The organism is Pseudomonas sp. GW704-F2 (assembly GCF_059423025.1).
On the sequence record NZ_JBWKXO010000015.1, the window covers coordinates 1 to 25056 of the forward strand.

A 25056-nucleotide genomic window follows, 5' to 3' on the forward strand; every position below is an offset into this window, starting at 1 on the left:
TGCCCATCCCGCCCAACTACATGCGTGCCGTCGAACAAAAGCAGGTTCGCGAGATGTACGCTCCGCTGGACCGACCGGCCGGCGACCTGCGTTCGGCACAGCAGATCATCGACCAGAGCCCGGTCATGAGGCACTTCCTGCAAGGCCGCGACAGTTACGCGATCGCTGATGATCTTAAGCAGCAGGTCGGTGACTGGACCCCATCCAACGCAGACCCGGATGCGCGTGCTGACGCGGCTTACAACCTGGAAAAAGTGCTGCAGTTTCTCGACAACCTTGACGACCGCACCTTGAATGGCAGCCATGCCCGCAACGGGCGTATCGATGGGTTCTTCAACGACGGCTACAGCACCCTGGATAACTCCGAAGCCAGCCGGCTCAAGGCGTTTTCCTTTAAAGGCTATGAAGTGCTGCGCCATCTGCCGGCTTGATGGCCGGGCGGGGCTTAACGACCGCCGCCCAGGTCGACGAACGTCCCGGTGGCATAGGACGCCTTGTCCGACAACAACCAGACAATCGCCTCCGCCACCTCGTCCGGCCGGCCGCCACGGGCCATGGGAATCCCGGACTCCAGCTTGCTGACCCGGTCCGGATCACCGCTCAGGGCATGGAAGTCGGTGTAGATATAGCCGGGGCGCACCGCGTTGACACGAATGCCCTCGCCCGCCACTTCCTTCGACAGCCCGATGGTAAAGCTGTCCAGCGCGCCCTTGGAGGCGGCGTAGTCGACATATTCACCCGGCGAACCGAGGCGCGCCGCCACCGACGACACATTGACGATGCTGCCGCCCTGCCCACCATGCCGGGGCGACATACGCAGCACCGCGTGCTTGGCGCACAGAATCGGGCCGAGCACGTTGGTCTTCATGATCTTCAGGATGCGGAACTCGGACATTTCATCAACACGGGATTTATGCCCCACGGTGCCGGCATTGTTGACCAGTGCCGTCACCCGCCCCAGCTCGTTGTCAACACGATGGAACAGCGCGATCACCTCATCCTCGATGCTCACATCGGCGCGCACCGCAATGGCCTGGGCGCCCAGCGCACGGACCTGGTCGAGCACGCGATGAGCGGCCTCTTCGTCCGACTGGAAGTTGATGCAAATGCGATAGCCCTGGCGAGCCGCCAGCAATGCCGTCGCGGCGCCAATCCCACGACCGCCCCCGGTGATGATGAGGACTTTGTCCATGCCTACGCTCTCCTGAATCAACCAAATGTTTAGAGTTGGCCCCAAGAATACCCGTCAAGCACGCTGCTTGTCAGGCGCCAGCGCTGCTTGTGCCCGCAGGATGTCGGCCATGAAGCCATCCGCCGGTAACGGATGCCCGAGCAAGTAGCCCTGCAACGCGTTGCACCCCAGGCGTGTGAGGAAGCTCTGCTGGACATCGGTTTCCACCCCTTCGGCGACAATCCGCAACCCAAGGGCCTGGCCCAGGGCGACGATGGCCGAGACGATGGCGGCGTCGTCGCCGTCGTGTTCCAGGTCTCGCACAAAGCCACGGTCGATCTTCAGTTCGTTGGCCGGCAGGCGCTTGAGGTACATCAGGCTGGAATAGCCGGTGCCGAAGTCATCAATGGACAGATCGACCCCCATTTCCGACAGCTGCTGCAACACCGTCATGCTTGCATCGGCATCGCTCATGGCGGTGGTTTCGGTAATCTCCAGCGTCAGGCTGTTGGCCGGCAACTGGTGGCGATCCAACGCGGCGGCGACACTCTTGACCAAGCCGGCGTGGCAAAACTGCAACGCCGACAGGTTCACCGCGATTCGCCAGCCTTCATAACCCTGGGCGTACCACACGCGCATCTGACGGCAGGCTTCGTCGAGCACCCACTCGCCAATCGGAATGATCAGCCCGGTCTTTTCCGCCAGCTCGATAAAGGCCGCCGGCAGCAACAAGCCCTCTTGCGGATGCTCCCAGCGCAGCAAGGCTTCGGCGCCTATCGGGGCACCGCTGACAGCGTCGAACTTGGGCTGGTAGTACAAGCGGAACTGCTGCTGCTCGACTGCGTTGCGCAAGTCCTGCAACAATTGCAGTTGCTTGCGCGCGTTAGAGTTCATCGACACATCGAAGAAGCTGTAGCCATTCTTGCCCATGCCCTTGGCGTGGTACATCGCGGCGTCGGCGTTCATCAGCAGTTCCTGGGGCGTACTGCCGTTGCCCGGGAACATCGCGATACCGACGCTGGCTGAAATTTTCAGCACGTGTTCGGCCACCTGGAACGCGCGATTGATCAGCACCACCTGGCGTTCGGCAAGGCCCAGGGCATCATTGGGCTGCGTCAGTTGCACCAACAGCACAAACTCATCACCGCCGATGCGCGCCAGGGTGTCCTGGCTGCGCAGATCTTCACGCAGGCGCTGGCTGACTTCGCGCAACAACTGGTCGCCCATGTGATGGCCGAAGGCATCGTTGACCGGCTTGAAGCCGTCCAGATCGATAAACATCAGGGCCAGGCAACCGCCCTGCTCTTTCACCGCCTGCATGGCTTGCTGAATCCGGTCGGCGAGCAGGGTGCGATTGGGCAGGCCGGTCAGGGTGTCGTGCAGGGCCAGGTGGGTCAGTTCCTGATTGGCCAACGTCAGCGAGTCGGCCAGCACCGCGGTACGCGCCTCCAGGCGCGCGTCGAGCAACGACGTGAGCAGCGCGATAACCAGCACGGCCAGGCTGGTGACCAACACCAGGTTATCCAGGCCCTTGCCGCTCAAGCCGGTCAGCGCGGCGCCGCAGAAACTGTCGTCGGCAAAACGCGCCGCCGCCATGCCGGTGTAGTGCATGCCGACGATGGCCACGCCCATCACCACGGCGGCGCCACCGCGCGCCAGACGCACATAAGGCGTGTTGCGCCGCAGATTGAAGGCGATCCACAGTGCCGCGCCAGACGCCGCCACCGCGATCAGCAACGAGGCGCCAAACAACGCGGGGTCGTAATCGATGCCCGGCAGCATCCGCATCGCGGCCATGCCGGTGTAATGCATGCTGCTGATGCCGGCGCCCATGACCAGCGCGCCAAACCCCAGTTGCCACATAGGCAGGCGCTGCTGGCTGACCAGCCACAAGGCAAAGCCGCAGGACAACACCGCGATCAACAGCGACAACGCGGTAATGTCCAGGTCAAAACCCAGGGCAAACGGCAGCCTGAGCGCCAACATGCCGATAAAGTGCATGGACCACACGCCCACGCCCATGGCCAATGCCCCGCCCAGCATCCACAAGTAGATGGCGCGACCCTTGGCCGTGGCGATGCGACCGGAGAGGTCGAGCGCGGTGTAGGAAGCAAGCACCGCGACGAACAGGGAGATCACGACCAGAGAGGGAGAATAACTACCGATGAGCATGGAACTTCTCGAGAGCGACGGGTTGTAAACACCCGCCCCGGGTGGCAAAGCCGCGGATTGTAGCGAGAATAATTATTGAACAGGTGATTAATTATCATAGGGCCAACATCGGCAATTTGACGTCAATCGGCCCATTCAAAAAGGCCCGGACTTCACTCCTTTTCCGCCACTTGAGTCTGCCCATCCCAACCACCGCCCAACGCGGCGATCAGTTGCACACTGGCCACCAATCGCGTCTGCAGCAAGGTCAGCACGGTGCGTTCGTTACTCAGCGCCGTTGCCTGCACGGTGACCACATCCAGGTAAGCGATCAGCCCCGCTTTGTATTGGTTCTGGGTCAGGCGCAGCGATTCGCGAGCGGCCTCCAGGGCTTCGTTGCTGACCACGGCTTCGTCTTCCAGCACCTTGAGCTGGACCATGTAGTTTTCCACTTCGCGAAAACCATCCAGCACGGTCTGGCGATACTTGGCCACGGTCTCGTCGTAACTGGCCACGGTGCGGTCGACTTCCGCCGAGCGCTGGCCGCCGTCGAACAGGGTCATCGCCAGTTTCGGCCCGACCGACCAGAAGCGGTTCGGCAGGCTGATCCAGTCTGAATAGGTGCTGCTGGAATAACCGCCAGCCAGGCTCAGGCTCAGGTCCGGGTAATAGGCGGCCTTGGCCACGCCGATATTGGCGTTGGCGGCGATCACCGAGCGTTCGGCCGAGGCGATGTCCGGGCGCCGTTCGAGCAATTGCGACGGCAGGCTCACCGGAATCTGCGGCAAGGCCGGAATGTCCTTGCTCACGGCCAGGTTGAAGTTGGCCGGCGCCTCGCCGATCAACACGGCGATGGCGTTTTCCAGCTGGGCACGCTGCCAGATCAGGTCGATCAGGCTGGCCTGGGTGGACTTGAGCTGGGTTTGCGCCTGGGCCACGGCTTCCTTGCCGGAGACGCCGGCGCGGTATTGGTTTTCGGTCATTTGCAGGGAGCGCTGGTAGGTGTCCAGCGTGGCCTGCAGCAGCCGGGTCTGCTCATCCATGACGCGCAGTTGCAGGTAGCTTTGCACCAACTCCGACTGCTGGCTCAAGCGCATCGCGGCCAGGTCCGCCGAGCTGGCTTCGGCGCTGGCCTCTTTGGCTTCCAGGCCCCGGCGCAACTTGCCCCAGACATCGGCTTCCCAGCTCACGCCCAACTGCGCGTTGAGGGTGTCGCGGATGCCGCTGCTGGAACTGCTGAGGCTGGCGTTGCTGCTGCCGGTGCCCTGGCTGGCGCGGGTTTTCCCGACGCTCAGGTCCACCGTCGGGTAAAACGCCCCACGGGAACTGCGCACCAGCGCCTGGGCCTGGCGGAAGCGCGCTTCGGCCTGGGCGACGGTCTGGTTGGCATTGTTCAGCCGGACCACGAGGTCATTGAGCTGACGGTCGCCGTACAGCTCCCACCAGGCGCCACGGGCCAGCGCATCGCTCGGCGTGGCCTGGCGCCAGCCCTGGGCTTGCTTGAACTGCGCCGGCTCGATGACCTCCGGACGCGTGTAGTCGGGGCCGACGGCGCAAGCGCTGAGCAACACCCCGCAGAGCACCAGGCTGGCGACGCGGGAACCACGGGGCATGGCCAATGTGGCGAAAATTGAATCGGTCATAGCGCAGTGTCCAGGGCAGCATCGGTACGCACGCCGCGCCAAGCGTTGAAACGATGGCGCGCGCGGTCGAGATAAAGGTAAACCACCGGGGTGGTGTAAAGGGTCAGGATCTGGCTGAAGACCAGCCCGCCGATAATGGTCAGGCCCAGGGGCTGGCGCATTTCCGCACCTTCGGCCCTGCCGAGCAACAACGGCAAGGCACCGAGAATCGCCGCCAGCGTGGTCATCAGGATCGGCCGCAGACGCAACAGGCAGGCGCTGCGAATCGAATCCAGCGGGCTCAGGCCATCATTGCGCTCCAGTTGCAGCGCCAGGTCGATCATCAGGATCGCGTTTTTCTTCACCACCCCGATCAACAGGAACAAGCCGAGCAAGGAGATCAGGCTGAACTCGCCGCCCAGCAGGTAGATGGAGAGCAAGGCTCCGACGCCGGCCGACGGCAAGGTCGAGAGGATCGTCAGCGGGTGGATATAACTTTCATACAGAATACCCAACACCAGGTACACCGCCACCAGCGCGCCGAGGATCATGAACGGCTGGCCCTTCTGGGTCGCCGCAAAGGCATCGGCGGTGCCGGCCATCTTGGCGATGACGTCCTCCGGCAAGCCCACCTTGGCAATCGCCCGCTCGATGGCCGCAGTGCCCTGCTCCACCGTCACGCCGGGGGCTATGTCGAAGGCGATGTTTTCCGAGGCGAACTGGCCTTCGTGACTGACCCGGTCGTCCGCCAGGCTGTTCTCATAATGGGCAATGGTCGACAACGGCACCCGCGCGCCCGTGGAGGTGATCACCTGCATCTGGTTCAGGGTGATCGGGTCCTGGGCGTATTTCGGGTTGACCTCCATCACCACCTGATACTGGTTGAGGCTGTCATAGATCGTGGAGATCTGCCGCTGGCTGTAGGCGTTGTTCAGCACCGCGGTGACCATGTTCATGTCGATACCCAGGCGCTTGGCCTGGTCGCGGTCGACGACCAGCGTCACCTGGGCCGCGCCCCGGCCTTCGCGGGCGTCGATGGCGGTGAGTTCGGGTAACGCACGCAGTGCGGCCACGACCTTCGGGTACCACAGGCGCAGTGCAGACAGATCACCGCTTTGCAGGATGTAGGAATACTGCGCACTGGTCTGGTCACGCCCGCCACCGAATTGCAGGTCCTGGTCAGCCATCAGGAACAGCCGCCCGCCCGGCACCAGGGGCACGTTCTTGCGCAGACGCTCGATCACCGCCTGGGCGGAGACCTTGCGCTCGCTGATGGGTTTGAGTCGAACCAGCATCACCGCGTTGTTGGTGCCGCTGTTGCCGCCGATGAAGCCGGCCACGCTGAGCACCGCAGGGTCTTGCAACACGGCCTTGCGGAAAATCTCCATCTTCGGCTGCATCACGCTGAACGACAGCCCATCGTCGCCGCGCACAAAGCCGATCAATTGCCCGGTGTCCTGCTGGGGCATGAAGGTTTTCGGCACCACCACATACAGCGCGATATTCACCCCCACCGTGATCAACAGGCTGAGCAAGGTCAGGCGCCGATGGCGCAGCACCCAGTCCAGGCTGGTGGCGTAGGCCGAGACCATGCGGTCGTTGACCTTCTGGCTCCAACGCTGCAAACCGGTCAGTTGGCCTTTGATATGAGGCTTGAGCCAACGCGCGCAGAGCATCGGCGTGAGGGTCAGCGAGACCACCAGCGACACGATGATCGCCGCCGACAAGGTGATGGAGAACTCGCGGAACAGGCTGGTGACGATCCCGCCCATGAACAGGATGGACAGGAACACCGCCACCAGCGACACGTTCATCGACAGCAAGGTAAAGCCGACTTCCTTGGCCCCCAGGTACGCCGCCTTCATCGGCGGCACGCCCTCGTCGATATGCCGGGAAATGTTCTCCAGCACCACGATGGCATCGTCCACCACCAGGCCGGTGGCGAGGATCAGCGCCATCAGCGAGAAGTTGTTCAGCGAGAAACCGAACAGGTACATCACCGCGAAGGTGCCGACCAGCGACACCGGCACCGCCAGGGTTGGAATCAGCGACGCACGGAAGTTACCGAGGAACAGGTAGACCACCAGGATCACCAGCCCTACGGCAATCAGCAAGGTCATCTCGGCCTCGTGCAGGGTGGCGGTGATCACCGGCGAGCGATCCATCGCCAGGCTCAGCTTGACGCTGGACGGCAGCACCGCCTGCAATGCCGGCAACTGCGCCTTGATCTGCCGGACGGTCTCGATGATGTTGGCACCGGACTGGCGGTTGATCACCAGCAGCACCGCCGAATCGTTGTTGAAGAAGCCGCTGTTGTAGCGGTCTTCCACACCGTCGCTGATCTTCGCCACATCGCCCAGGCGCAGGGCCGCGCCGTTCTGGTAGCGGATCAGCAGCGGTTCATAGTCCTTGGCTTTTTCCAACTGGTCGTTGGCCTGGATCTGCCAGTTGCGCTCGGCGTCTTCCAGGGAGCCCTTGGGCCGACGCTGGTTGGCGTTGGCGATGGTGTTGCGCACATCGTCGAGGGCCACGCCGTACTGGTCGAGGGCCTTGGGTTCGAGTTCGATCCGCACCGCCGGCAGGGAACTGCCGCCGATCTGCACTTCACCCACGCCCGGCACCTGGGACAGGCTTTGCGACAGGATGGTCGACGCCAGGTCGTACAGCTGGCCCTTCTGCAATACGTCCGAGGTCAGCGACAGCACCATGATCGGCGCCTGCGACGGGTTGATCTTCTTGTAGGTCGGCATGCTGCGCATGCCGCTGGGCAGCAGGTTGCGCGAAGCATTGATCGCCGCCTGCACTTCGCGCGCCGCGCCGTTGATATCACGGTTGGAATCGAACGCCAGGATCACCCGCGTCGAACCCTGGCTCGACGAACTGCTCATGGTGGTAATGCCGGCAATCGCGCCGAACGAGCGCTCCAGCGGCGTGGCCACGGTGGACGCCATCACCTCGGGGCTGGCGCCGGGCAGGCTGGCCGACACCACGATCACCGGGAAGTCGATCTGCGGCAGCGGCGACACCGGCAGCAAATTGAAGCTGACACCGCCCAGCAACATGATCGCCAGGCTCAACAGCATGGTCGCGACCGGGCGGCGAATGAAAGGTCCGGACAGGTTCATGACTCAACCGGCTCCAGGCGTTGCGGCTCTTTGCGCCAGCGCCGCCCCAGGCGATCGAAGTACAGGTAGATCACCGGCGTGGTGAACAGGGTCAATACCTGGCTCACCAGCAAACCGCCGACCATCACCAGGCCCAGGGGTTGACGCAGCTCAGCACCGGAACCGGTGGCCAGCATCAACGGCACCGCGCCGAACAGCGCGGCCAGGGTGGTCATCAGGATCGGCCGGAAGCGCAACAGCGCCGCCTGGTAGATCGCGGTCTGCGGGTCAAGGCCCTGGTTGCGTTCGGCGTCGAGGGCGAAGTCGATCATCATGATCGCGTTCTTCTTGACGATACCGATCAGCAAAATGATGCCAATGATCGCGATCATGCCCAGGTCATTGCCGCTGAGCAGCAACGCCAGCAACGCCCCCACCGCCGCCGAAGGCAGGGTCGAGAGGATGGTGACCGGGTGGATGTAGCTCTCGTAGAGCACGCCGAGCACGATGTACATGGTGACCACCGCCGCCAGGATCAGCAGCAAGGTGCTCGACAGCGAGGCTTCGAACGCCTGGGCCGCGCCCTGGAACTGGGTCTGCACGCCCACCGGCATGCCGATGTCTTTCTGGGTCTGGTTGATCAACTCCACGCCCTTGCCCAGTGCGACGCCAGGGGCCAGGTTGAACGACATCATCACCGCCGGGAACTGACCGATATGGGCAATCGCCAACTGCGCCTGGCGCTGTTCCACATGGGCCAGGCTCGACAGCCGCACCTGGCCGCCGTCGGTGGTCTTGACGTGGATCTGATTCAGCGCATCCGGCCCCAGGGTCTCGCCCGACTGGGCCTGCAACACCACGCGGTATTGGCTGGCCTGGGTGTAGATGGTGGAAATCTGCCGCTGACCGAAGGCGTCGTACAGCGCATCGGTGATGGTCGACACGTTGACGCCCAGACGCGAGGCCGCATCGCGGTCGATCACCAGGTACACCTGCAGGCCCTTGTCCTGCAGGTCGCTGGCGACGTCGGTGAGCTGCGGCAATTGGCTCAAGGCATGGACCAGCTTTTCGCTCCACAACGCCAGCAGTTCGGCATCGGGTGACGACATGCTGAACTGGTACTGGGTGCGGCTGACGCGGTCTTCGATGGTCAGGTCCTGCACCGGCTGCATGTACAGGCGGATGCCCACCAGTTTGTCGATTTGCGGCTGCAGGCGGGTGATCACCTGGGCCGCGCTCAAGTTCCGCTGCCCATGGGCCTTGAGGTTGATCAGCAAGCGACCGCTGTTGAGGGTGGCGTTGTCGCCATCCACACCGATGTAGGACGACAGGCTTTCCACCGCCGGGTCGGCCAGGATGATCTTCGCCAGCTCCTGCTGGCGCTGGCTCATGGCCGCGAAGGAAATCGACTGCGGCGCCTCGGAAATGCCCTGGATCACCCCGGTGTCCTGCACCGGGAAAAAGCCCTTGGGCACCACCAGGTACAGCACCACGGTGAGGCCCAGGGTGGCGATGGCCACCAGCAACGTCAGCGGCTGGTGCTTGAGCACCCACTGCAACTTGCGCCCGTAGGCCGCGATCAACCAATCGATCCAGGCGCCGCTGGCCTTGTAGAAACGGCTCTGTTCTGCTTCCTCGGGCTCACGCTTGAGCAGGCGCGCGCACATCATCGGCGTCAGGGTCAGGGACACCACCAGGGAAATCAGGATCGCCACCGCCAGGGTGATGGCGAACTCGCGGAACAGGCGCCCGACCACATCGCCCATGAACAGCAACGGAATCAATACGGCGATCAGCGACAGGGTCAGGGAAATCAGGGTGAAGCCGATCTGTTTGGCGCCCTTGAGCGCGGCGGCCAGCGGGGTTTCACCTTCCTCGATATAACGCGAGATGTTCTCCAGCATCACGATCGCATCGTCGACCACGAAGCCGGTGGCGATGGTCAGGGCCATCAGCGTCAGGTTGTTGATCGAGAAACCCGCCAGGTACATCACGCCAAAGGTGCCCACCAGTGACAGTGGCACGGCGATCGACGGGATGATCGTCGCGCTGACGCGGCGCAGGAACAGGAAGGTCACCATCACCACCAGGGCAATCGCGATCAGCAATTCGTGCTGCACGTCGGTGACCGAGGCGCGGATGGTCTGGGTACGGTCGGTCAGCACCGTCACATCCAGGCCGGCCGGCAGGTTATCGGTGATGCTCGGCAGCAGGGCCTTGATACGGTCGACTACCTCGATCACGTTGGCGCCGGGTTGGCGCTGGATATTCAGCAGCACGGCCTGGTTTTCGTTGGCCCAGGCGGCGAGGCGTTCGTTTTCGGCGCCGTCGACGATCTGCGCGACGTCCTTCAGACGCAGCGGCGCGCCATTTTTGTAGGCCAGGATCAATTCGGCGTATTGCTGCGGCGACACCAGTTGGTCGTTGGCGTCGAGCATCGACACGCGGGTCGGCCCGTCGAAGTTGCCCTTGGGCTGGTTGACGTTGGACGCGGTAATCAGCGTGCGTACATCCGACAGGTTCAAGCCGTTGGCCGCCAGGGCCTCGGGGTTGACCTTGATACGCACGGCCTGGCGCTGGCCACCGGCAATGCTGACCATGCCGACACCGCTGATCTGCGCGATCTTTTGCGCCATGCGTGTGTCGACCAGGTCATTGAGCTTGGGCAGCAGCATGGTCTTGGAGGTAATCGCCAAGGTCAGCACCGGGGTATCCGCCGGGTTGACCTTGTTGTACACCGGCGGTGCCGGCAAGTCCTTGGGCAGCAGGTTGGTCGCGGCGTTGATCGCGGCCTGCACCTGTTGCTCGGCGACATCCATATTGATATCGAGGTTGAAGCGCAGGGTCAGCACCGAGGCCCCGCCGGAGCTGGTGGAGGCCATCTGGGTCAAGCCGGGCATTTGTCCGAACTGGCGCTCCAGGGGCGCGGTGACTGCGCTGGTCATCACATCCGGGCTGGCGCCGGGGTACAGGGTCATCACCCGGATGGTCGGGTAGTCCACCTGGGGCAAGGCCGAGACCGGCAACAAGCGGTACGAGATGATCCCTGCCAGGACAATCGCCAGCATGCTCAGCGTGGTAGCGACCGGACGAAGGATAAACAGCCGCGACAGGTTCATGAACCGACCTTTTGCGCCTTGCCGGCGTCAGCGCCGGTCTCCCCTTTGGCCGCGGGCTTGCCTTGCAGGTGCTCGGTCGGCGTGGTCGGGACTTGACTGCTGTCGTTGACCACTTCGACTTCACTGCCGTCCTTCAGGCGGTCGGTGCCTTCCAGCACCACGCGGTCGCCGGCGACCAGGCCTTGCTTGATCACGGTGTTGTCGCCGTCGCTATCGCCGACCACCAGGGGCTGAACCTTGACCTTCTTGTCGCCGTCGAGCTTGTAGACAAAGGTGCCGGCGTTGCCGAACTGGATGGCGGCGGACGGTGCCAGCACAACGTTGTGCAGGGTGTCGGCGAGCAGATGCACGTTGACGAACTGATTGGGGAACAGCGCCTGGTCTTTGTTATCGAAGCGCGCCTTGAACTTCAAGGTGCCGGTGGTGACGTCGATCTGGTTATCCAGGCTCTGCAGCACGCCGGTGGCTTGGCGCTTGGCGTCGCCGCGGTCCCAGGCTTCCACCGGCAGCTTGTTGCCGGCGTGGTAACGGGCGAGCACGGTTTCCAGGCTGTTCTCCGGCAGAGTGAAGGCCACGCTGATCGGCTGGGTCTGAGTGATCACCGCCAGCGCCGTGGTGTCGTTGGCGGCCACCAGGTTACCGACGTCAAGCTGACGCAGGCCGACGCGCCCGGTGATCGGCGCGCGGATCTTGGTGAATTCGAGGTTGAGCTTGGCGTCGTCGACCGCGCCCTGGTTGGTCTTGACCGTGCCTTGGTATTGCAGGACCAGCGCTTCGGCGGTGTCCAGGGTTTGCTTGGCGATACTGTCCTGGGCATACAAGCCGCGATAACGCTCGACATCGACCTGGGCGTTTTTCAACTGGGCCTGGCTCTGCATCAGCGTGCCCTGGGCCTGGAGCAAGGCGTTCTGGTAACTGCGCGGGTCGATTTCCGCCAGCAGGTCGCCGGCCTTGACCATCTGCCCTTCTTCAAAGGCGATCTTCACCAACTCGCCGCCCACCCGGCTGCGTACATTAATAGTGTTGAGCGCGGTGACCGTCCCCAATGCCTTGTAGTACACCGGGAACTCCCCCAGCACCGCCGGCGCCACGCGCACCGGCACCGGACCGGTGGAGCCGCCGAAACCAGGGCGCGCCATGCCCGTTTTACCGGTGCGGCCAGCTGGCGCTTCTGGATGGGGCGCGCCGGTGGGCCAGAATTTCCAGCACAGGCCGGCGATAACCAGCAGCACGAGCAGGCCGAACAGCCAGCGACGGGAGTTGCGGGGGGAGGATTGCATGGAGTGATCAACCATTGGGCGCGAGGGCTTCTTCTTTGGGAGGCTGAAAGATAAGCACTGGGGCGCGTTAAGAAAAGCGCCTTTACCGGCTATTTACCTTGGGCTTACAACTTTTAACTTTTGAGCTTAGTCCACCGGCTATTTCGCTAAACATCTGACCAGCAAATAAAAACGGCCTGGACTAGGCCAGGCCGCAATTATGTACCGCGCAGTGTTACTGCATAACGACAGTAATGCGCAGAAACAGTTACTTCAAAACAGCCAGGGCTGCTTCGTAGTTTGGCTCTTGGCCGATTTCAGGGACCAGTTCGCTGTGCAGTACATTGTCGTTTTCATCCAGCACAACGACGGCACGGGCGGTCAGAGCCCGAAGCGGGCCGTCAGCAATCGAAACGCCGTAGTCAACGGCGAAATCAGCGTTGCGGAAGTCCGACAGGCTCTGCACGTTGTCCAGGCCTTCGGTGCCGCAAAAACGCTTCTGGGCAAACGGCAGGTCAGAGGAGATGCACAGCACCACGGTGTTGGCCACTTTGTCGGCCTGGGCGTTGAACGTGCGTACCGACGTGGCACAGGTCGGGGTGTCGACGCTTGGGAAGATGTTCAGCACTTTGCGCTTGCCGGCGAAGGTGGCCAGGGTCACGTCCGACAGATCGCCGGCGGTCAGGGTGAAGTCTGGCGCCTTGGAGCCGGTTTGCGGCAGTTCGCCTTCAACTTGGACGGGGTTACCACGAAGGGTGACTTGAGCCATGAACGGAATCCTTATGCTGGGTTTGGTTAAACGAATTCGAGAGGCGGAAGTTAACCACAAAGTGCCGTGGCGACCTACCGCCAGACACAAATTGTCATGTCTCGCCGGGCACGCGGGCGGTTGTGGTTTAATTGCGCGGTTTTCGTCCCCGCTCAAGGAATCTGTTGTTGATGAATCAGCCCGCCACCAAAGTCCTGGTCATTGGTTATGTCTGGCCGGAACCGCGCTCCTCGGCCGCCGGCGGGCATATGATGCAGATTCTCGAAACTTTTCTTACACAAGGATGGGATATTACCTTCAGCAGCCCGGCGACCATCGGCGAGCACAAAGCCGACCTGCCGGCACTCGGTATCACCGAGTGCGCCATCGAACTCAATAACAGCAGTTTCGACGACTTTATCCGCGAACTGGCCCCGGACATCGTGCTGTTCGACCGCTTCATGATGGAAGAACAGTTCGGCTGGCGCGTCGAGAAGCACTGCCCCGCGGCCTTGCGGGTGCTGGAAACCTCCGACCTGCAAAGCCTGCGCGACGCACGCCAGCAGCGGCTCAAGGACGACCTCAAGGCGCAACCGGGCAACGATGACTTCAGCGCCTTGTTCGCACCGGGCCTGGAAGACGAGTTCCAGCGCATGGCCGACACCGACCTGGCCAAGCGCGAGATCGCGGCCATCTATCGCTGCGACATCAGCCTGATGATCTCCGACGTGGAAATCCGTCTGCTCACCGAGCACTTCAAGGTGCCCGCCGCCCTGCTCCACTGGTGCCCATTGATGCTCGAGCCGCCAACCGAAGCATTCGCCCCCTTTGACGAGCGCGCGCACTTCCTCAGCATCGGCAACTTCCGTCACGCGCCGAACTGGGATGCCGTGCTCTGGATGAAGAACAGTGTGTGGCCGTTGATCCGCCAGCAACTACCAGGTGCCCAGTTGCATATCTATGGTGCCTACACCCCGCCCAAGGCGACGGCCCTGCACAACGCGGCCCAGGGGTTTCATGTGATGAACTGGGCCGAGGATGCCCTGCAAGTGATGACAGCGGCGCGCATCTGCCTGGCGCCGTTGCGCTTCGGTGCTGGCATCAAGGGCAAGCTGGCGGATGCCATACTCTGCGGCACGCCGAATATCACCACACCGGTCGGCGCCGAAGCCATGGGCGACGAGCAGCCGTGGCCGGGGGCAATCGCCCACAGCGCCACGGCGTTGGCCGATGCCGCCGTGAGCCTTTACCAGGACCGCGAACGCTGGACCCAGGCCCAGGAACACGGGCGCCAACTCCTGGCCCGCCGGTATGACCAAAACATCCACGGCCCCGCGTTGGTGGAATGCCTGGAGCAGTGCCGCAACGACCTCGCCGCCCATCGCCGAAATAATTTCACCGGTAGCATGCTGCGCCACCATGCCCACAAAAGTACGCAATACATGTCGCAGTGGATCGAGGCAAAAAACCGTAACCTTTAGCGCATCGGGAAGCGTGAATATCGTAACTTCGACGTGCCGCCGCTGCGCGGCACGTCACTCGGGGCATCCCTAAACCTTAACGTCCCCAAACATACCTCACCTCATCCAGCGACACGCCACCACGGACCAGCGTGCGACGGCTGCCAGGCTCTTCTCTTCCGCCGAGCCCCTGATAAAAGCGAACAGCTCTTTCGTTTGCCGATAAAACCCATAAGGTAATATTTTTATAACCTTGATCAAACAAACGGTTTAAACCTGACTCCCACAATTTGGCACCGATTCCTTTACCCCAATACTCTGCCAAAATATAGATAGCCATGACCTCTCCCGACTCCGCTGCGGGCTTGTCTTCATCACGGCAACGGCCCACTGAAATCCAACCGACAACGTTTCCATCCACCTCTGAAACTAAAACGTCAGAGTCTTTGCTTTCGATTGCCTGAGCCCAATAAGCCTCCCTTTTTGGCAATGTCGCAGTCAGCGAGGCCAAAAAATCAGCCGGCATCAGATTCGCATAAGCGTGTTGCCAGCTACTGACATGAACATCAGCAATGCTCTTCGCGTCCTTGGGCAGTGCATCACGAATCATAACCAACTCCTTGTTCGTGTTCTGTTTCAGATAAAACGCTTCTTTGCTCCTAGCGACCATGCCCTCTCGATTAGCACGACGCCTGCTCGTAAACGCTTTTGTTAATAGCACAGGCCAGTGAAATATATTAAGTCGCCGATAACCCAAAACGGCCTTCAGGGATGCTCCAACCAACTTGCCGCTGGCAGCGACAGCACACAAGGGGGCATTATTGCGGAGCGCAACCACAATAAAGCGACGGCAGCATGACCCGAGCAACGCGAATCACCGACCCTTCCTACGAGCTGATGGACGATCACAACGGTCTGTCCATCATCTATCGCCAGCACGGTTTCCCTTGCCCGTTGGTGCGCTGGCATTTCCATAAGGAATACGAGCTGCACCTGATCGTCGCCAGTTCCGGCAAGGTGTTCATCGGCGACTACATCGGCAACTTCTACCCGGAAAGCCTGTTCCTTACCGGCCCCAACCTGCCTCACAACTGGATCAGCCAGGTCGAGGAAGACGAAGTGGTGCCCAAGCGCGACATGCTGGTGAATTTCACCGATGAGCTGCTTGAGAACGGCAGTCACATTTTTACTGAGCTCAAGACCCTCGCGCCGCTACTGGAGCGGGCGCAGTCCGGCATCGAGTTTCGCTGCAAGAAGACCATCGCCCAGGCCATGACACTCATGCAACGCATCGAGGACGCCCAGGGCATGGCGCGCCTGGGGCACTTCTTTATCCTGCTGGACGTGTTGAGCGCGTGTGAGGACTACCAACTGCTGTCCGGCGTGACCACGCCGCAACTGGCCGACGAACACAGCATCGACCGCACCAACCGGGCGGTGGACTACATCTTTGCGCATTACGCACGGGAGTTGTCACTGGAGGAAGTGGCGGATTACCTGGGGATGAAACCGACGTATTTCTCGCGGGTGTTCAAGCAGGCCACCGGGCGCACGTTTATCGAATTCGTCAATCGCCTGCGCATCAGCAAGTCCTGCGAACTGCTGGCCGATGGCGACAAAGCCGTCACCGATGTGTGCTTCGAGTCGGGGTTCAACAACATTTCCAACTTCAATCGCCGCTTCCAGCAACTTAAAGGCATGACCCCTTCCCACTACCGGCGCCTGGCGGTGCAGCGGCTCACCGAACAGAACCTGGCTTAATCGATTCGGCTTTTGGTGAGCGAGTACAAAAAAGTATCAGTCCCAGTGCGCCCAAGGATTTGTCACACCCCCCATTTGAGGGCTGTAATCAACGCACACTCTTCCTGGCTCCGCGTGGGAAGACACAACAACAATAACTGTCCTTCTGCAGCCCCTGGGCGCAGAAAAGGAGTGCGCGATGAAGTTCACAGTAAAAACACTGCTTGCCTGTTCTTGCATGACGGCATGCATGACCCTCAGCGCCGTCAGCCTTGGCGCGCAAACCCTGACCATTGCCACCGTCAACAACAGCGACATGATCCGCATGCAAAAGCTCTCGAAGACCTTCGAGGCCGAGCACCCGGACATCAAGTTGAATTGGGTGGTGCTCGAAGAAAACGTCCTGCGCCAACGCCTGACCACCGACATCGCCACCCAGGGCGGGCAGTTCGACGTGTTGACCATCGGCATGTACGAAGCCGCACTCTGGGGCGCCAAGGGCTGGCTGGAACCGATGAAGGACCTGCCGGCGTCCTACGACCTCGACGATGTGTTCCCTTCCGTGCGTGACGGTTTGTCCGTCAAGGGTTCGCTGTACGCCCTACCGTTCTATGCCGAAAGTTCGATCACCTATTACCGCACCGACCTGTTCAAAGACGCGGGGCTGAGCATGCCCGAGCACCCGACTTGGACGCAGATCGGTGAATACGCGGCAAAGCTCACCGACAGAAACAAAGAACAATACGGCCTGTGCCTGCGCGGCAAAGCCGGTTGGGGTGAAAACATGGCGCTGATCACCACCCTGGCCAACGGCTATGGCGCGCGCTGGTTCGACGAAAAATGGCAGCCTGAATTCAATGGCCCAGAATGGAAGGACGCGCTGAACTTCTACGTCGACAACATGAAGAAATCCGGCCCGCCGGGCGCTTCGAGCAACGGTTTCAACGAAAACCTCGCGCTGTTCAACAGCGGCAAGTGCGCGATCTGGGTCGACGCCAGCGTGGCCGGCTCGTTCGTCACCGACAAGACCCAAAGCAAGGTGGCAGACCACGTCGGCTTCACCTTCGCCCCCCACGAGAAGACCGACAAAGGCACCTCGTGGCTGTACTCCTGGAGCCTGGCGATCCCGACCAGCTCCAAAGCCAAGGACGCCGCCAAGCTGTTCACCAGTTGGGCGACTTCCAAGGAATACGGCGCCCTGGTTGCCAAGACCGACGGCATCGCCAACGTCCCACCAGGGACGCGCAAGTCGACCTACAGCGACGCGTACATGCAGGCCGCGCCGTTCGCCAAGGTCACCCTGGAATCGCTGAAAGTCGCCAACCCGACCCAACCGACGCTCAAGCCGGTGCCGTATATCGGTATCCAACTGGTGACCATTCCTGAGTTCCAGGCGATCGGTACCCAGGTCGGCAAGTTCTTCTCGGGTGCGCTGACCGGTCAGCAAACCGTGGATCAAGCCTTGAGCGCCGCGCAGACCACCACCGAGCGTGAAATGAAGCGGGCCGGTTATCCCAAGTAACCCCCGATTCTGTAGGAGCGAGCTTGCTCGCGAAGGTATTTCAGGCGCATGTCGGCGTCGGATGTACCTTTTTCGCGAGCAAGCTCGCTCCTACAGGAGTTTTGCGCACCTGCCTCTAATCGGTCTTGATCACCATGAATACAACACGCAAAAGCCGCCTGGCCAACCCCGGCTGGTTTCTCGTCAGCCCCTCGGTAGCCTTGCTGCTACTGTGGATGATCGTGCCGCTGGGCATGACCCTGTACTTTTCGCTGATCCGCTACAACCTGCTCTACCCCGGCGAAAACCAGTTCGTGGGGCTGGAGAACTTCACCTACTTCATCACCGATTCGGGCTTCCTGCCCGGCGCCACCAATACCCTGTTGCTGGTGGGCAGCGTGTTGCTGATCAGCGTGGTGTTCGGCGTATTGATCAGCGCCCTGCTGGAGGCCAGTGAGTTCTTCGGCCGCGGCCTGGTGCGGGTGTTGTTGATCTCGCCGTTCTTCATCATGCCCACCGTCGGTGCGCTGATCTGGAAGAACCTGATTTTCCACCCGGTGTCGGGGATTCTCGCCGCCGTGTGGAAGCTGTTCGGCGCGCAGCCGGTGGATTGGCTGGCGCATTACCCACTGCTGTCGATCATCATCATCGTCTCGTGGCAATGGCTACCCTTCGCGATCCTGCTGCTGATGACCGCCATGCAGTCCCTCGACCAGGAACAAAAGGAAGCCGCACGCCTGGACGGTGCCGGCGCCATCGCGATCTTCTGGCACCTGACCCTGCCCCACCTGGCGCGCCCGATTGCCGTGGTGGTGATGATCGAAACGATCTTCCTGCTCTCGGTGTTCGCCGAAATCTTCACCACCACCAACGGCGGCCCCGGCTACGCCTCGACCAACCTCGCCTACCTGATCTACAACCAGGCGCTGGTGCAGTTCGATGTGGGCATGGCCTCGGCCGGCGGCTTGATTGCGGTGGTCATCGCCAACATCGCGGCGATCATCCTGGTGCGGATGATCGGCAAAAACCTGACTGACAAGCCTTGAGGGCCGCGCCATGACGCTTCAACAATCCCGCCGCCTGCAAAGCCTGCTGCTCGGCACCCTGGCCTGGGCCATCGCGATCCTGATCTTCTTCCCGATCTTCTGGATGGTGCTGACCAGCTTCAAGACCGAGATCGATGCGTTCGCCACGCCGCCGCAGTTCATCTTCACGCCGACGCTGGAGAACTACCTGCACATCAACGAACGCAGCAATTACTTCAGCTACGCGTGGAACTCGGTGCTGATTTCGTTCAGCGCCACCGCCTTGTGCCTGCTGATCTCGGTGCCTGCGGCCTACTCCATGGCGTTCTACGAGACCCAACGCACCAAGGGCACCCTGCTATGGATGCTGTCGACCAAGATGCTGCCACCGGTGGGCGTATTGATGCCGATCTACCTGCTGGCCAAGAGCTTTGGCCTGCTGGATACGCGTATCGCGCTGATCATCATCTACACCCTGATCAACCTGCCGATCGTGGTGTGGATGGTTTACACCTACTTCAAGGACATCCCCAAAGACATCCTCGAAGCCGCCCGCCTGGACGGCGCCACCCTGTGGCAGGAGATGGTCCGCGTGCTGCTGCCGATCGCCAAGGGCGGGCTGGCGTCCACGGTGCTGCTGTCGCTGATCCTGTGCTGGAACGAGGCGTTCTGGTCGCTGAACCTGACCTCGTCGAATGCCGCGCCGCTGACCGCGCTGATCGCCTCCTACTCCAGTCCCGAAGGCTTGTTCTGGGCCAAATTGTCGGCCGTGTCGACCCTGGCCTGCGCGCCGATCCTGATTTTTGGCTGGATCAGCCAGAAACAGCTGGTGCGCGGGTTGTCCTTCGGCGCCGTGAAATAACGGCTTCTCTCTAACAAAAACGAATTCAGAAGCGGAGGCCCATCCCATGGCCAACCTGAAAATCAAGAATCTGCAAAAAGGCTTCGAAGGCTTTTCCATCATCAAGGGCATCGACCTGGAAGTGAACGACAAGGAGTTCGTGGTCTTCGTCGGCCCGTCGGGTTGCGGTAAATCCACGCTGCTGCGGCTGATCGCCGGCCTGGAAGAAGTCAGCGAAGGCACCATCGAGCTCGATGGCCGCGACATCACCGAAGTCACCCCGGCCAAGCGCGACCTGGCGATGGTGTTCCAGACCTACGCGCTGTACCCGCACATGAGCGTGCGCAAGAACATGTCGTTTGCCCTCGACCTGGCCGGCGTCGACAAAAAGCTGGTGGAGAGCAAAGTCAGCGAAGCGGCGCGCATCCTCGAACTGGGCCCACTGCTGGAGCGCAAGCCCAAGCAGCTGTCCGGCGGCCAACGCCAGCGCGTGGCGATCGGCCGGGCGATTGTGCGCAACCCGAAGATTTTCCTGTTCGACGAACCGCTGTCCAACCTCGACGCCGCGCTGCGTGTGCAGATGCGCCTGGAACTGGCGCGCCTGCATAAAGAGCTGCAAGCAACCATGATCTATGTGACCCACGACCAGGTCGAAGCCATGACCCTGGCCGACAAAGTGGTGGTGCTCAACAGCGGCCGCATCGAGCAGGTCGGTTCGCCACTGGAGCTGTATCACCAGCCGGCCAACCTGTTTGTCGCGGGCTTTCTCGGCACGCCGAAAATGGGCTTCCTCAAGGGCAAGGTCACGCGGCTCGAGGGCCAGGGCTGCGACGTGCAACTGGACGCCGGCAGCCTGATCAGCCTGCCGCTGAGCAGCGCCACCTTGAGCGTGGGCAGCGCGGTGACCCTGGGCATTCGCCCGGAACACCTGGAGATTGCCGCACCGGGCCAGGCCGGCCTGACCGTCACCGCCGACGTCGGCGAGCGCCTGGGCAGCGACACCTTCTGCCACGTCATCACCGCCAACGGCGAGCCGCTGACCATGCGGATTCGCGGCGACATGGCGAGCCAGTATGGCGAGACGCTGCACCTGCACCTGGACCCGGCGCACTGCCATCTGTTCGACACCGACGGCGTGGCCGTCACCCGCCCACTGCGCGCCGCCGCCTGATTTCGCGAGAGTTATGATGAAACTGAATAAACACAACCTCACCCAATTGGCGCCGGAAGTGAAAATCCCGACTTACGCCATTGCCGATACCCGCCAGGGCATCGCCCATATCGGCGTCGGCGGTTTCCACCGCGCGCATCAGGCGTATTACACCGATGCGCTGATGAATACCGGCGAGGGTCTGGACTGGAGCATTTGCGGCATCGGCCTGCGCAGCGAGGACCGCAAGGCCCGCGACGACCTGGCCGGCCAGGACTACCTGTTCACCCTGTATGAACTGGGCGACAGCGACGACACCGAAGTGCGCGTGATCGGCTCGATCAGCGACATGCTGCTGGCCGAGGACGGCGCCCAGGGGCTGATCGACAAACTGGCCAGCCCGCACATCCGCATCGTCTCACTGACCATCACCGAAGGCGGCTACTGCATCGACGACAGCAATGGCGAGTTCATGGCCCACCTGCCGCAGATCCAGCACGACCTGGCACACCCGAAGGCGCCGAAAACCGTGTTCGGCTTTATCTGCGCCGCGCTGACCCAACGTCGCGCCGCCGGCACGCCGGCGTTTACCGTGATGTCCTGCGATAACCTGCCGCACAACGGCGCCGTCACGCGCAAGGCCCTGCTGGCCTTCGCCGCCCTGCACGACGCCGAACTGCATGACTGGATCCAGGCCAACGTGACGTTCCCCAACGCCATGGTCGACCGCATCACGCCGATGACCAGTACCGCGCATCGCCTGCAATTGCACGATGAGCACGGCATCGACGATGCCTGGCCGGTGGTGTGCGAGCCGTTTGTGCAATGGGTGCTGGAAGACCGCTTCGTCAACGGCCGCCCGGCCTGGGAAAAGGTCGGCGTGCAGTTCACCGACGACGTGACGCCCTATGAGGAAATGAAGATCGGCCTGCTCAACGGCAGCCACCTGGCCCTGACTTACCTGGGGTTTCTCAAGGGGTATCGGTTCGTTCACGAGACCATGAATGACCCGTTGTTCGTCGCGTACATGCGCGCCTACATGGACCTGGACGTCACGCCGAACCTGGCGCCGGTGCCGGGCATCGACCTCACGCAGTACAAGCAGACCCTGGTCGATCGCTTCTCCAACCAGGCGATTGCCGACCAGTTGGAGCGCGTGTGTTCCGATGGCTCGTCGAAGTTTCCCAAGTTCACCGTGCCGACGATCAACCGCCTGATTGCCGATGGGCGCGAGACCGAGCGCGCAGCGTTGGTGGTGGCCGCGTGGGCGCTGTACCTCAAGGGTGTCGACGAGACTGGCGCGGCCTACAAAATTCCCGACCCGCGCGCCGAGTTTTGCCAGGGCCTGGTGAGTGACGATGCGCGAATCAGTCAGCGCCTGCTCGGCGTGGAGGAGATTTTCGGCACAGCTATTCCCAAGTCGGCTGAGTTTGTGGCAGCGTTCGAGCGGTGCTATGCGAGCCTGCGCGACAACGGCGTCACAAAAACACTGCAGCAACTCCTGAAGAAACCAGCTTAAACCTGTGGGAGGGGGCTTGCCCCCGATAGCGGTGGGTCAGTAAAGAACATTTACACTGAAACACCGCCATCAGGGGCAAGCCCCCTCCCACATTTGACGCGCATTTACAATCCAACAACAATGCTGAGCAAACCCTCATGACCCAGCAAAACCTGTTCCTCGGCATCGACTGCGGCACCCAAGGCACCAAAGCCATCGTCCTCGACGCCTCCAGCGGCAAGGTGCTGGGCCTGGGCGCCGCGGCACACACACTGATCAGCGGCGCCAACGGCCGGCGCGAGCAGCACACCCAGGAGTGGCTGGACGCCTTTACCGAAGCCACCCACCGCGCCCTGCAACAGGCCGGCGTGGACGGCCAGGATATCCTCGGCATCGGCGTGTCCGGCCAGCAACACGGCCTGGTGTTGCTCGATGACAGCGGCCAGGTGCTGCGCCCGGCCAAGCTGTGGTGCGACACCGAAACCGCCGCCGAAAACGAGCGCCTGTTGCAATACCTGGGGGGCGAAAGCGCTTCGCTGGAGCGTCTCGGCGTCGCGATCGCGCCGGGCTACACCGTGTCCAAACTGCTGTGGACCCGCGAGCAGCACCCCGAGGTGTTCGCGCGCATCGCGCATATCCTGCTGCCCCACGACTACCTCAACTACTGGCTCACCGGCCGCGCCGTCGCGGAATACGGCGATGCCTCGGGCACCGGCTACTTCAACGTGCGCAGCCGTACCTGGGACGTGGCGCTGCTCCAGCACATCGACCCCAGCGGCCGCCTGCAGGCAGCCTTGCCGACGCTGATCGAAGCCGACCAAGCCGTCGGCACGATCCTGCCGGCCATCGCCGAACGCCTGGGCATCAACCCCGACGCCATCGTGTCCAGCGGCGGCGGCGACAACATGATGGGCGCCATCGGCACCGGCAACATCGCCCCCGGCGTGATCACCATGAGCCTGGGTTCATCGGGCACCGTGTATGCCTTCGCCGACCAGCCCAACGTCAGCCCCCAGGCGTCGGTCGCGACCTTCTGTTCCTCCAGCGGCGGCTGGTTGCCGTTGATCTGCACGATGAACCTGACCAACGCCACCGGGGTGATTCGCGAACTGTTCGACCTCGACCTCGACGCCTTCAACGCCCTGGTCGAGCAGGCGCCGATCGGTGCCGACGGCGTGAGCATGCTGCCGTTCCTCAATGGCGAACGCGTGCCCGCCCTGCCCCACGCCACCGGCAGCCTGCATGGCTTGACCATGACCAACCTGACCCGCGCCAACCTGTGTCGCGCGGTGGTCGAGGGCACCACCTTCGGCTTGCGTTACGGCCTTGATCTGTTGCGCCAGACCGGCCTGCACAGCCAGAGCATCCGCCTGATCGGCGGCGGCTCGAAAAGCCCGGTGTGGCGGCAGATGGTTGCCGATATCATGCACACCGAAGTGATCTGCACCGAACAAAGCGAAGCGGCGGCCCTGGGCGCGGCGATCCAGGCGGCGTGGAGCCAGTCCGGCGAGTCCCTGGCCAGCCTGTGCGAAAAATGCGTGAGCGTCGACCCGGCCAGCCGGACCCTGCCGGTGGCCGACAATGTCAGCGCCTATCAACACGCCTACGAGCGCTATCAGCAACACGTGGCAACCCTTTAAGAGCGAACGACTATGTATCTGGTGTGCGGTGAAGCGCTGTTTGATTTTTTCAGCGAGGACGATCCCAGCGGGCAAGCCTCCAAACTCAATTACAAGGCGATTGCCGGTGGTTCGCCGTTCAACGTCGCTGTCGGTTTACGCCGGCTCGGCATCGAGGCCGCGCTGTTCGGCGGCGTGTCCACCGACTTCCTCGGGCAGCGCTTGTTGCAGGTGCTCAGGGACGAAGGCGTCAACCCGCAGTTCCTGGTGGAATTCGCCGCGCCGACCACCCTGGCGATGGTCGCCGTGGGCGCCGATGGCTCGCCGCAATACAGCTTTCGCGGCGAAGGCTGCGCCGACCGCCAATTGACGCGCGCACACCTGCCAACCCTGGGCGATGAGGTTCGCGGGCTGCATGTAGGTTCGTTCTCCCTGGTGGTGCAACCGATTGGCGACACCCTGCTGGCCCTGGTCCAGCGCGAAAGCGGCAAGCGCTTGATCAGCCTCGACCCCAACGTGCGGCTCAACCCGCAACCGGATATCCAGCTGTGGCGCGAGCGCGTGACCGAACTGGTCAAGTACGCCGACCTGATCAAGGTCAGCGACGAAGACCTGCACCTGCTCTACCCCGACCAATCGCCGGAAAGCGTGCTTGAGGGCTGGTTGCAACACCGCTGCCAGTTGGTCTTCCTCACTCGCGGCGGTAACGGCGCCAGCGTGTTCAGCCGCCAGCACGGGCACTGGTCGCAACCGGCGGTGAAGGTGGTGATGGCCGATACCGTGGGTGCCGGGGACACCTTCCAGGCGGCGTTGATTGCGTGGCTGACCGAGCAGCAACTGGATTCGGTAGAGGGCCTGCAGCAACTGACCCGCGCCCAGATCGACGCGATGCTGGGCTTTGCGATCCGTGCGGCCGCCATGACCTGCGGCAAAACGGGCCCGGACCTGCCCTATCGGCAACAGTTGGGGTGAACAAACGATCACAGGCTGCGGCGTTCAGCACGGATTGACGGGTAGCAACAGCATCGGGCCTGGTATTTACCAGGCC

At 62.3% G+C, this 25056-nt stretch carries 18 protein-coding genes; 10 read left to right on the forward strand and 8 right to left on the reverse strand.

Annotated features, from left to right (window positions below; translation table 11 throughout):
* A partial coding sequence (locus AC07W0_RS14595) for a hypothetical protein (RefSeq protein ID WP_256580845.1) occupies positions 1-431 on the forward strand: 431 nt, incomplete at its 5' end.
* A gap of 14 nt (positions 432-445) precedes the next feature.
* Here the strand turns inward: AC07W0_RS14595 and AC07W0_RS14600 are convergent.
* The 7 genes from AC07W0_RS14600 to tpx form a co-directional block, all read right to left on the reverse strand.
* A complete protein-coding gene (locus AC07W0_RS14600) occupies positions 446-1192 on the reverse strand; it encodes an SDR family oxidoreductase (protein WP_046383198.1) in 747 nt (248 codons plus the stop codon).
* Positions 1193-1246: 54 nt separating this feature from the next.
* Positions 1247-3343 (reverse strand): putative bifunctional diguanylate cyclase/phosphodiesterase, encoded by a 2097-nt coding sequence (locus tag AC07W0_RS14605; protein ID WP_017848440.1) that lies wholly within the window; start codon positions 3341-3343, stop codon positions 1247-1249.
* Positions 3344-3495: 152 nt separating this feature from the next.
* On the reverse strand, positions 3496-4965 hold the full coding sequence (locus tag AC07W0_RS14610; RefSeq protein WP_017848439.1) for an efflux transporter outer membrane subunit: 1470 nt from the start codon (positions 4963-4965) through the stop codon (positions 3496-3498).
* Positions 4962-8069 (reverse strand): efflux RND transporter permease subunit, encoded by a 3108-nt coding sequence (locus tag AC07W0_RS14615; RefSeq protein ID WP_102618159.1) that lies wholly within the window; start codon positions 8067-8069, stop codon positions 4962-4964. The genes AC07W0_RS14610 and AC07W0_RS14615 overlap by 4 nt, the downstream gene beginning before the upstream one ends.
* Complete coding sequence (locus AC07W0_RS14620; RefSeq protein WP_102618160.1) at positions 8066-11167, reverse strand: MdtB/MuxB family multidrug efflux RND transporter permease subunit; 3102 nt, start codon at positions 11165-11167, stop codon at positions 8066-8068. Before AC07W0_RS14620 ends, AC07W0_RS14615 begins: the two co-directional genes overlap by 4 nt.
* The gene (locus AC07W0_RS14625) at positions 11164-12462 is read right to left on the reverse strand and encodes an MdtA/MuxA family multidrug efflux RND transporter periplasmic adaptor subunit (protein WP_026140210.1); all 1299 of its coding nucleotides are present in this window, start codon (positions 12460-12462) and stop codon (positions 11164-11166) included. The genes AC07W0_RS14620 and AC07W0_RS14625 overlap by 4 nt, the downstream gene beginning before the upstream one ends.
* 232 nt (positions 12463-12694) lie before the next feature.
* Entirely contained in the window at positions 12695-13195 is a 501-nt protein-coding gene (gene tpx / locus AC07W0_RS14630) for a thiol peroxidase (protein WP_017848435.1), read from the reverse strand.
* 170 nt (positions 13196-13365) lie between these two features.
* Between tpx and AC07W0_RS14635 the strand changes: the two genes are divergently transcribed.
* Positions 13366-14655 (forward strand): glycosyltransferase, encoded by a 1290-nt coding sequence (locus tag AC07W0_RS14635; protein ID WP_102618161.1) that lies wholly within the window; start codon positions 13366-13368, stop codon positions 14653-14655.
* 76 nt (positions 14656-14731) lie between these two features.
* On the opposite strand, the gene AC07W0_RS14640 is transcribed toward AC07W0_RS14635, so the two are convergent.
* Complete coding sequence (locus AC07W0_RS14640) at positions 14732-15244, reverse strand: GNAT family N-acetyltransferase (protein ID WP_046385261.1); 513 nt, start codon at positions 15242-15244, stop codon at positions 14732-14734.
* 245 nt (positions 15245-15489) lie between these two features.
* On the opposite strand from AC07W0_RS14640, the gene AC07W0_RS14645 reads away from it, so the two are divergent.
* From AC07W0_RS14645 to AC07W0_RS14680, 8 genes are all read left to right on the forward strand, one after another.
* Positions 15490-16395: an AraC family transcriptional regulator gene (locus AC07W0_RS14645; RefSeq protein ID WP_017848432.1), complete on the forward strand. Its 906-nt coding sequence runs from the start codon at positions 15490-15492 to the stop codon at positions 16393-16395.
* Between the two features lie 178 nt (positions 16396-16573).
* Positions 16574-17896, forward strand: a complete 1323-nt coding sequence (locus tag AC07W0_RS14650; RefSeq protein ID WP_102618162.1) for an ABC transporter substrate-binding protein — start codon at positions 16574-16576, stop codon at positions 17894-17896.
* Positions 17897-18030: 134 nt separating this feature from the next.
* A complete protein-coding gene (locus AC07W0_RS14655) occupies positions 18031-18921 on the forward strand; it encodes a carbohydrate ABC transporter permease (RefSeq protein WP_046385260.1) in 891 nt (296 codons plus the stop codon).
* Between the two features lie 10 nt (positions 18922-18931).
* Positions 18932-19762 carry a carbohydrate ABC transporter permease gene (locus tag AC07W0_RS14660; RefSeq protein ID WP_017848429.1) on the forward strand — a complete coding sequence of 277 codons (831 nt, stop codon included), beginning with the start codon at positions 18932-18934 and terminating at the stop codon, positions 19760-19762.
* Positions 19763-19808: 46 nt separating this feature from the next.
* Positions 19809-20912, forward strand: a complete 1104-nt coding sequence (locus AC07W0_RS14665; protein WP_046483657.1) for an ABC transporter ATP-binding protein — start codon at positions 19809-19811, stop codon at positions 20910-20912.
* A gap of 16 nt (positions 20913-20928) precedes the next feature.
* Positions 20929-22410 carry a mannitol dehydrogenase family protein gene (locus AC07W0_RS14670; RefSeq protein ID WP_102618163.1) on the forward strand — a complete coding sequence of 494 codons (1482 nt, stop codon included), beginning with the start codon at positions 20929-20931 and terminating at the stop codon, positions 22408-22410.
* A gap of 137 nt (positions 22411-22547) precedes the next feature.
* Complete coding sequence (gene xylB / locus AC07W0_RS14675; RefSeq protein ID WP_046383189.1) at positions 22548-24029, forward strand: xylulokinase; 1482 nt, start codon at positions 22548-22550, stop codon at positions 24027-24029.
* 12 nt (positions 24030-24041) lie between these two features.
* A complete protein-coding gene (locus AC07W0_RS14680; protein ID WP_102618164.1) occupies positions 24042-24980 on the forward strand; it encodes a carbohydrate kinase family protein in 939 nt (312 codons plus the stop codon).
* Positions 24981-25056: the final 76 nt, after the last annotated feature.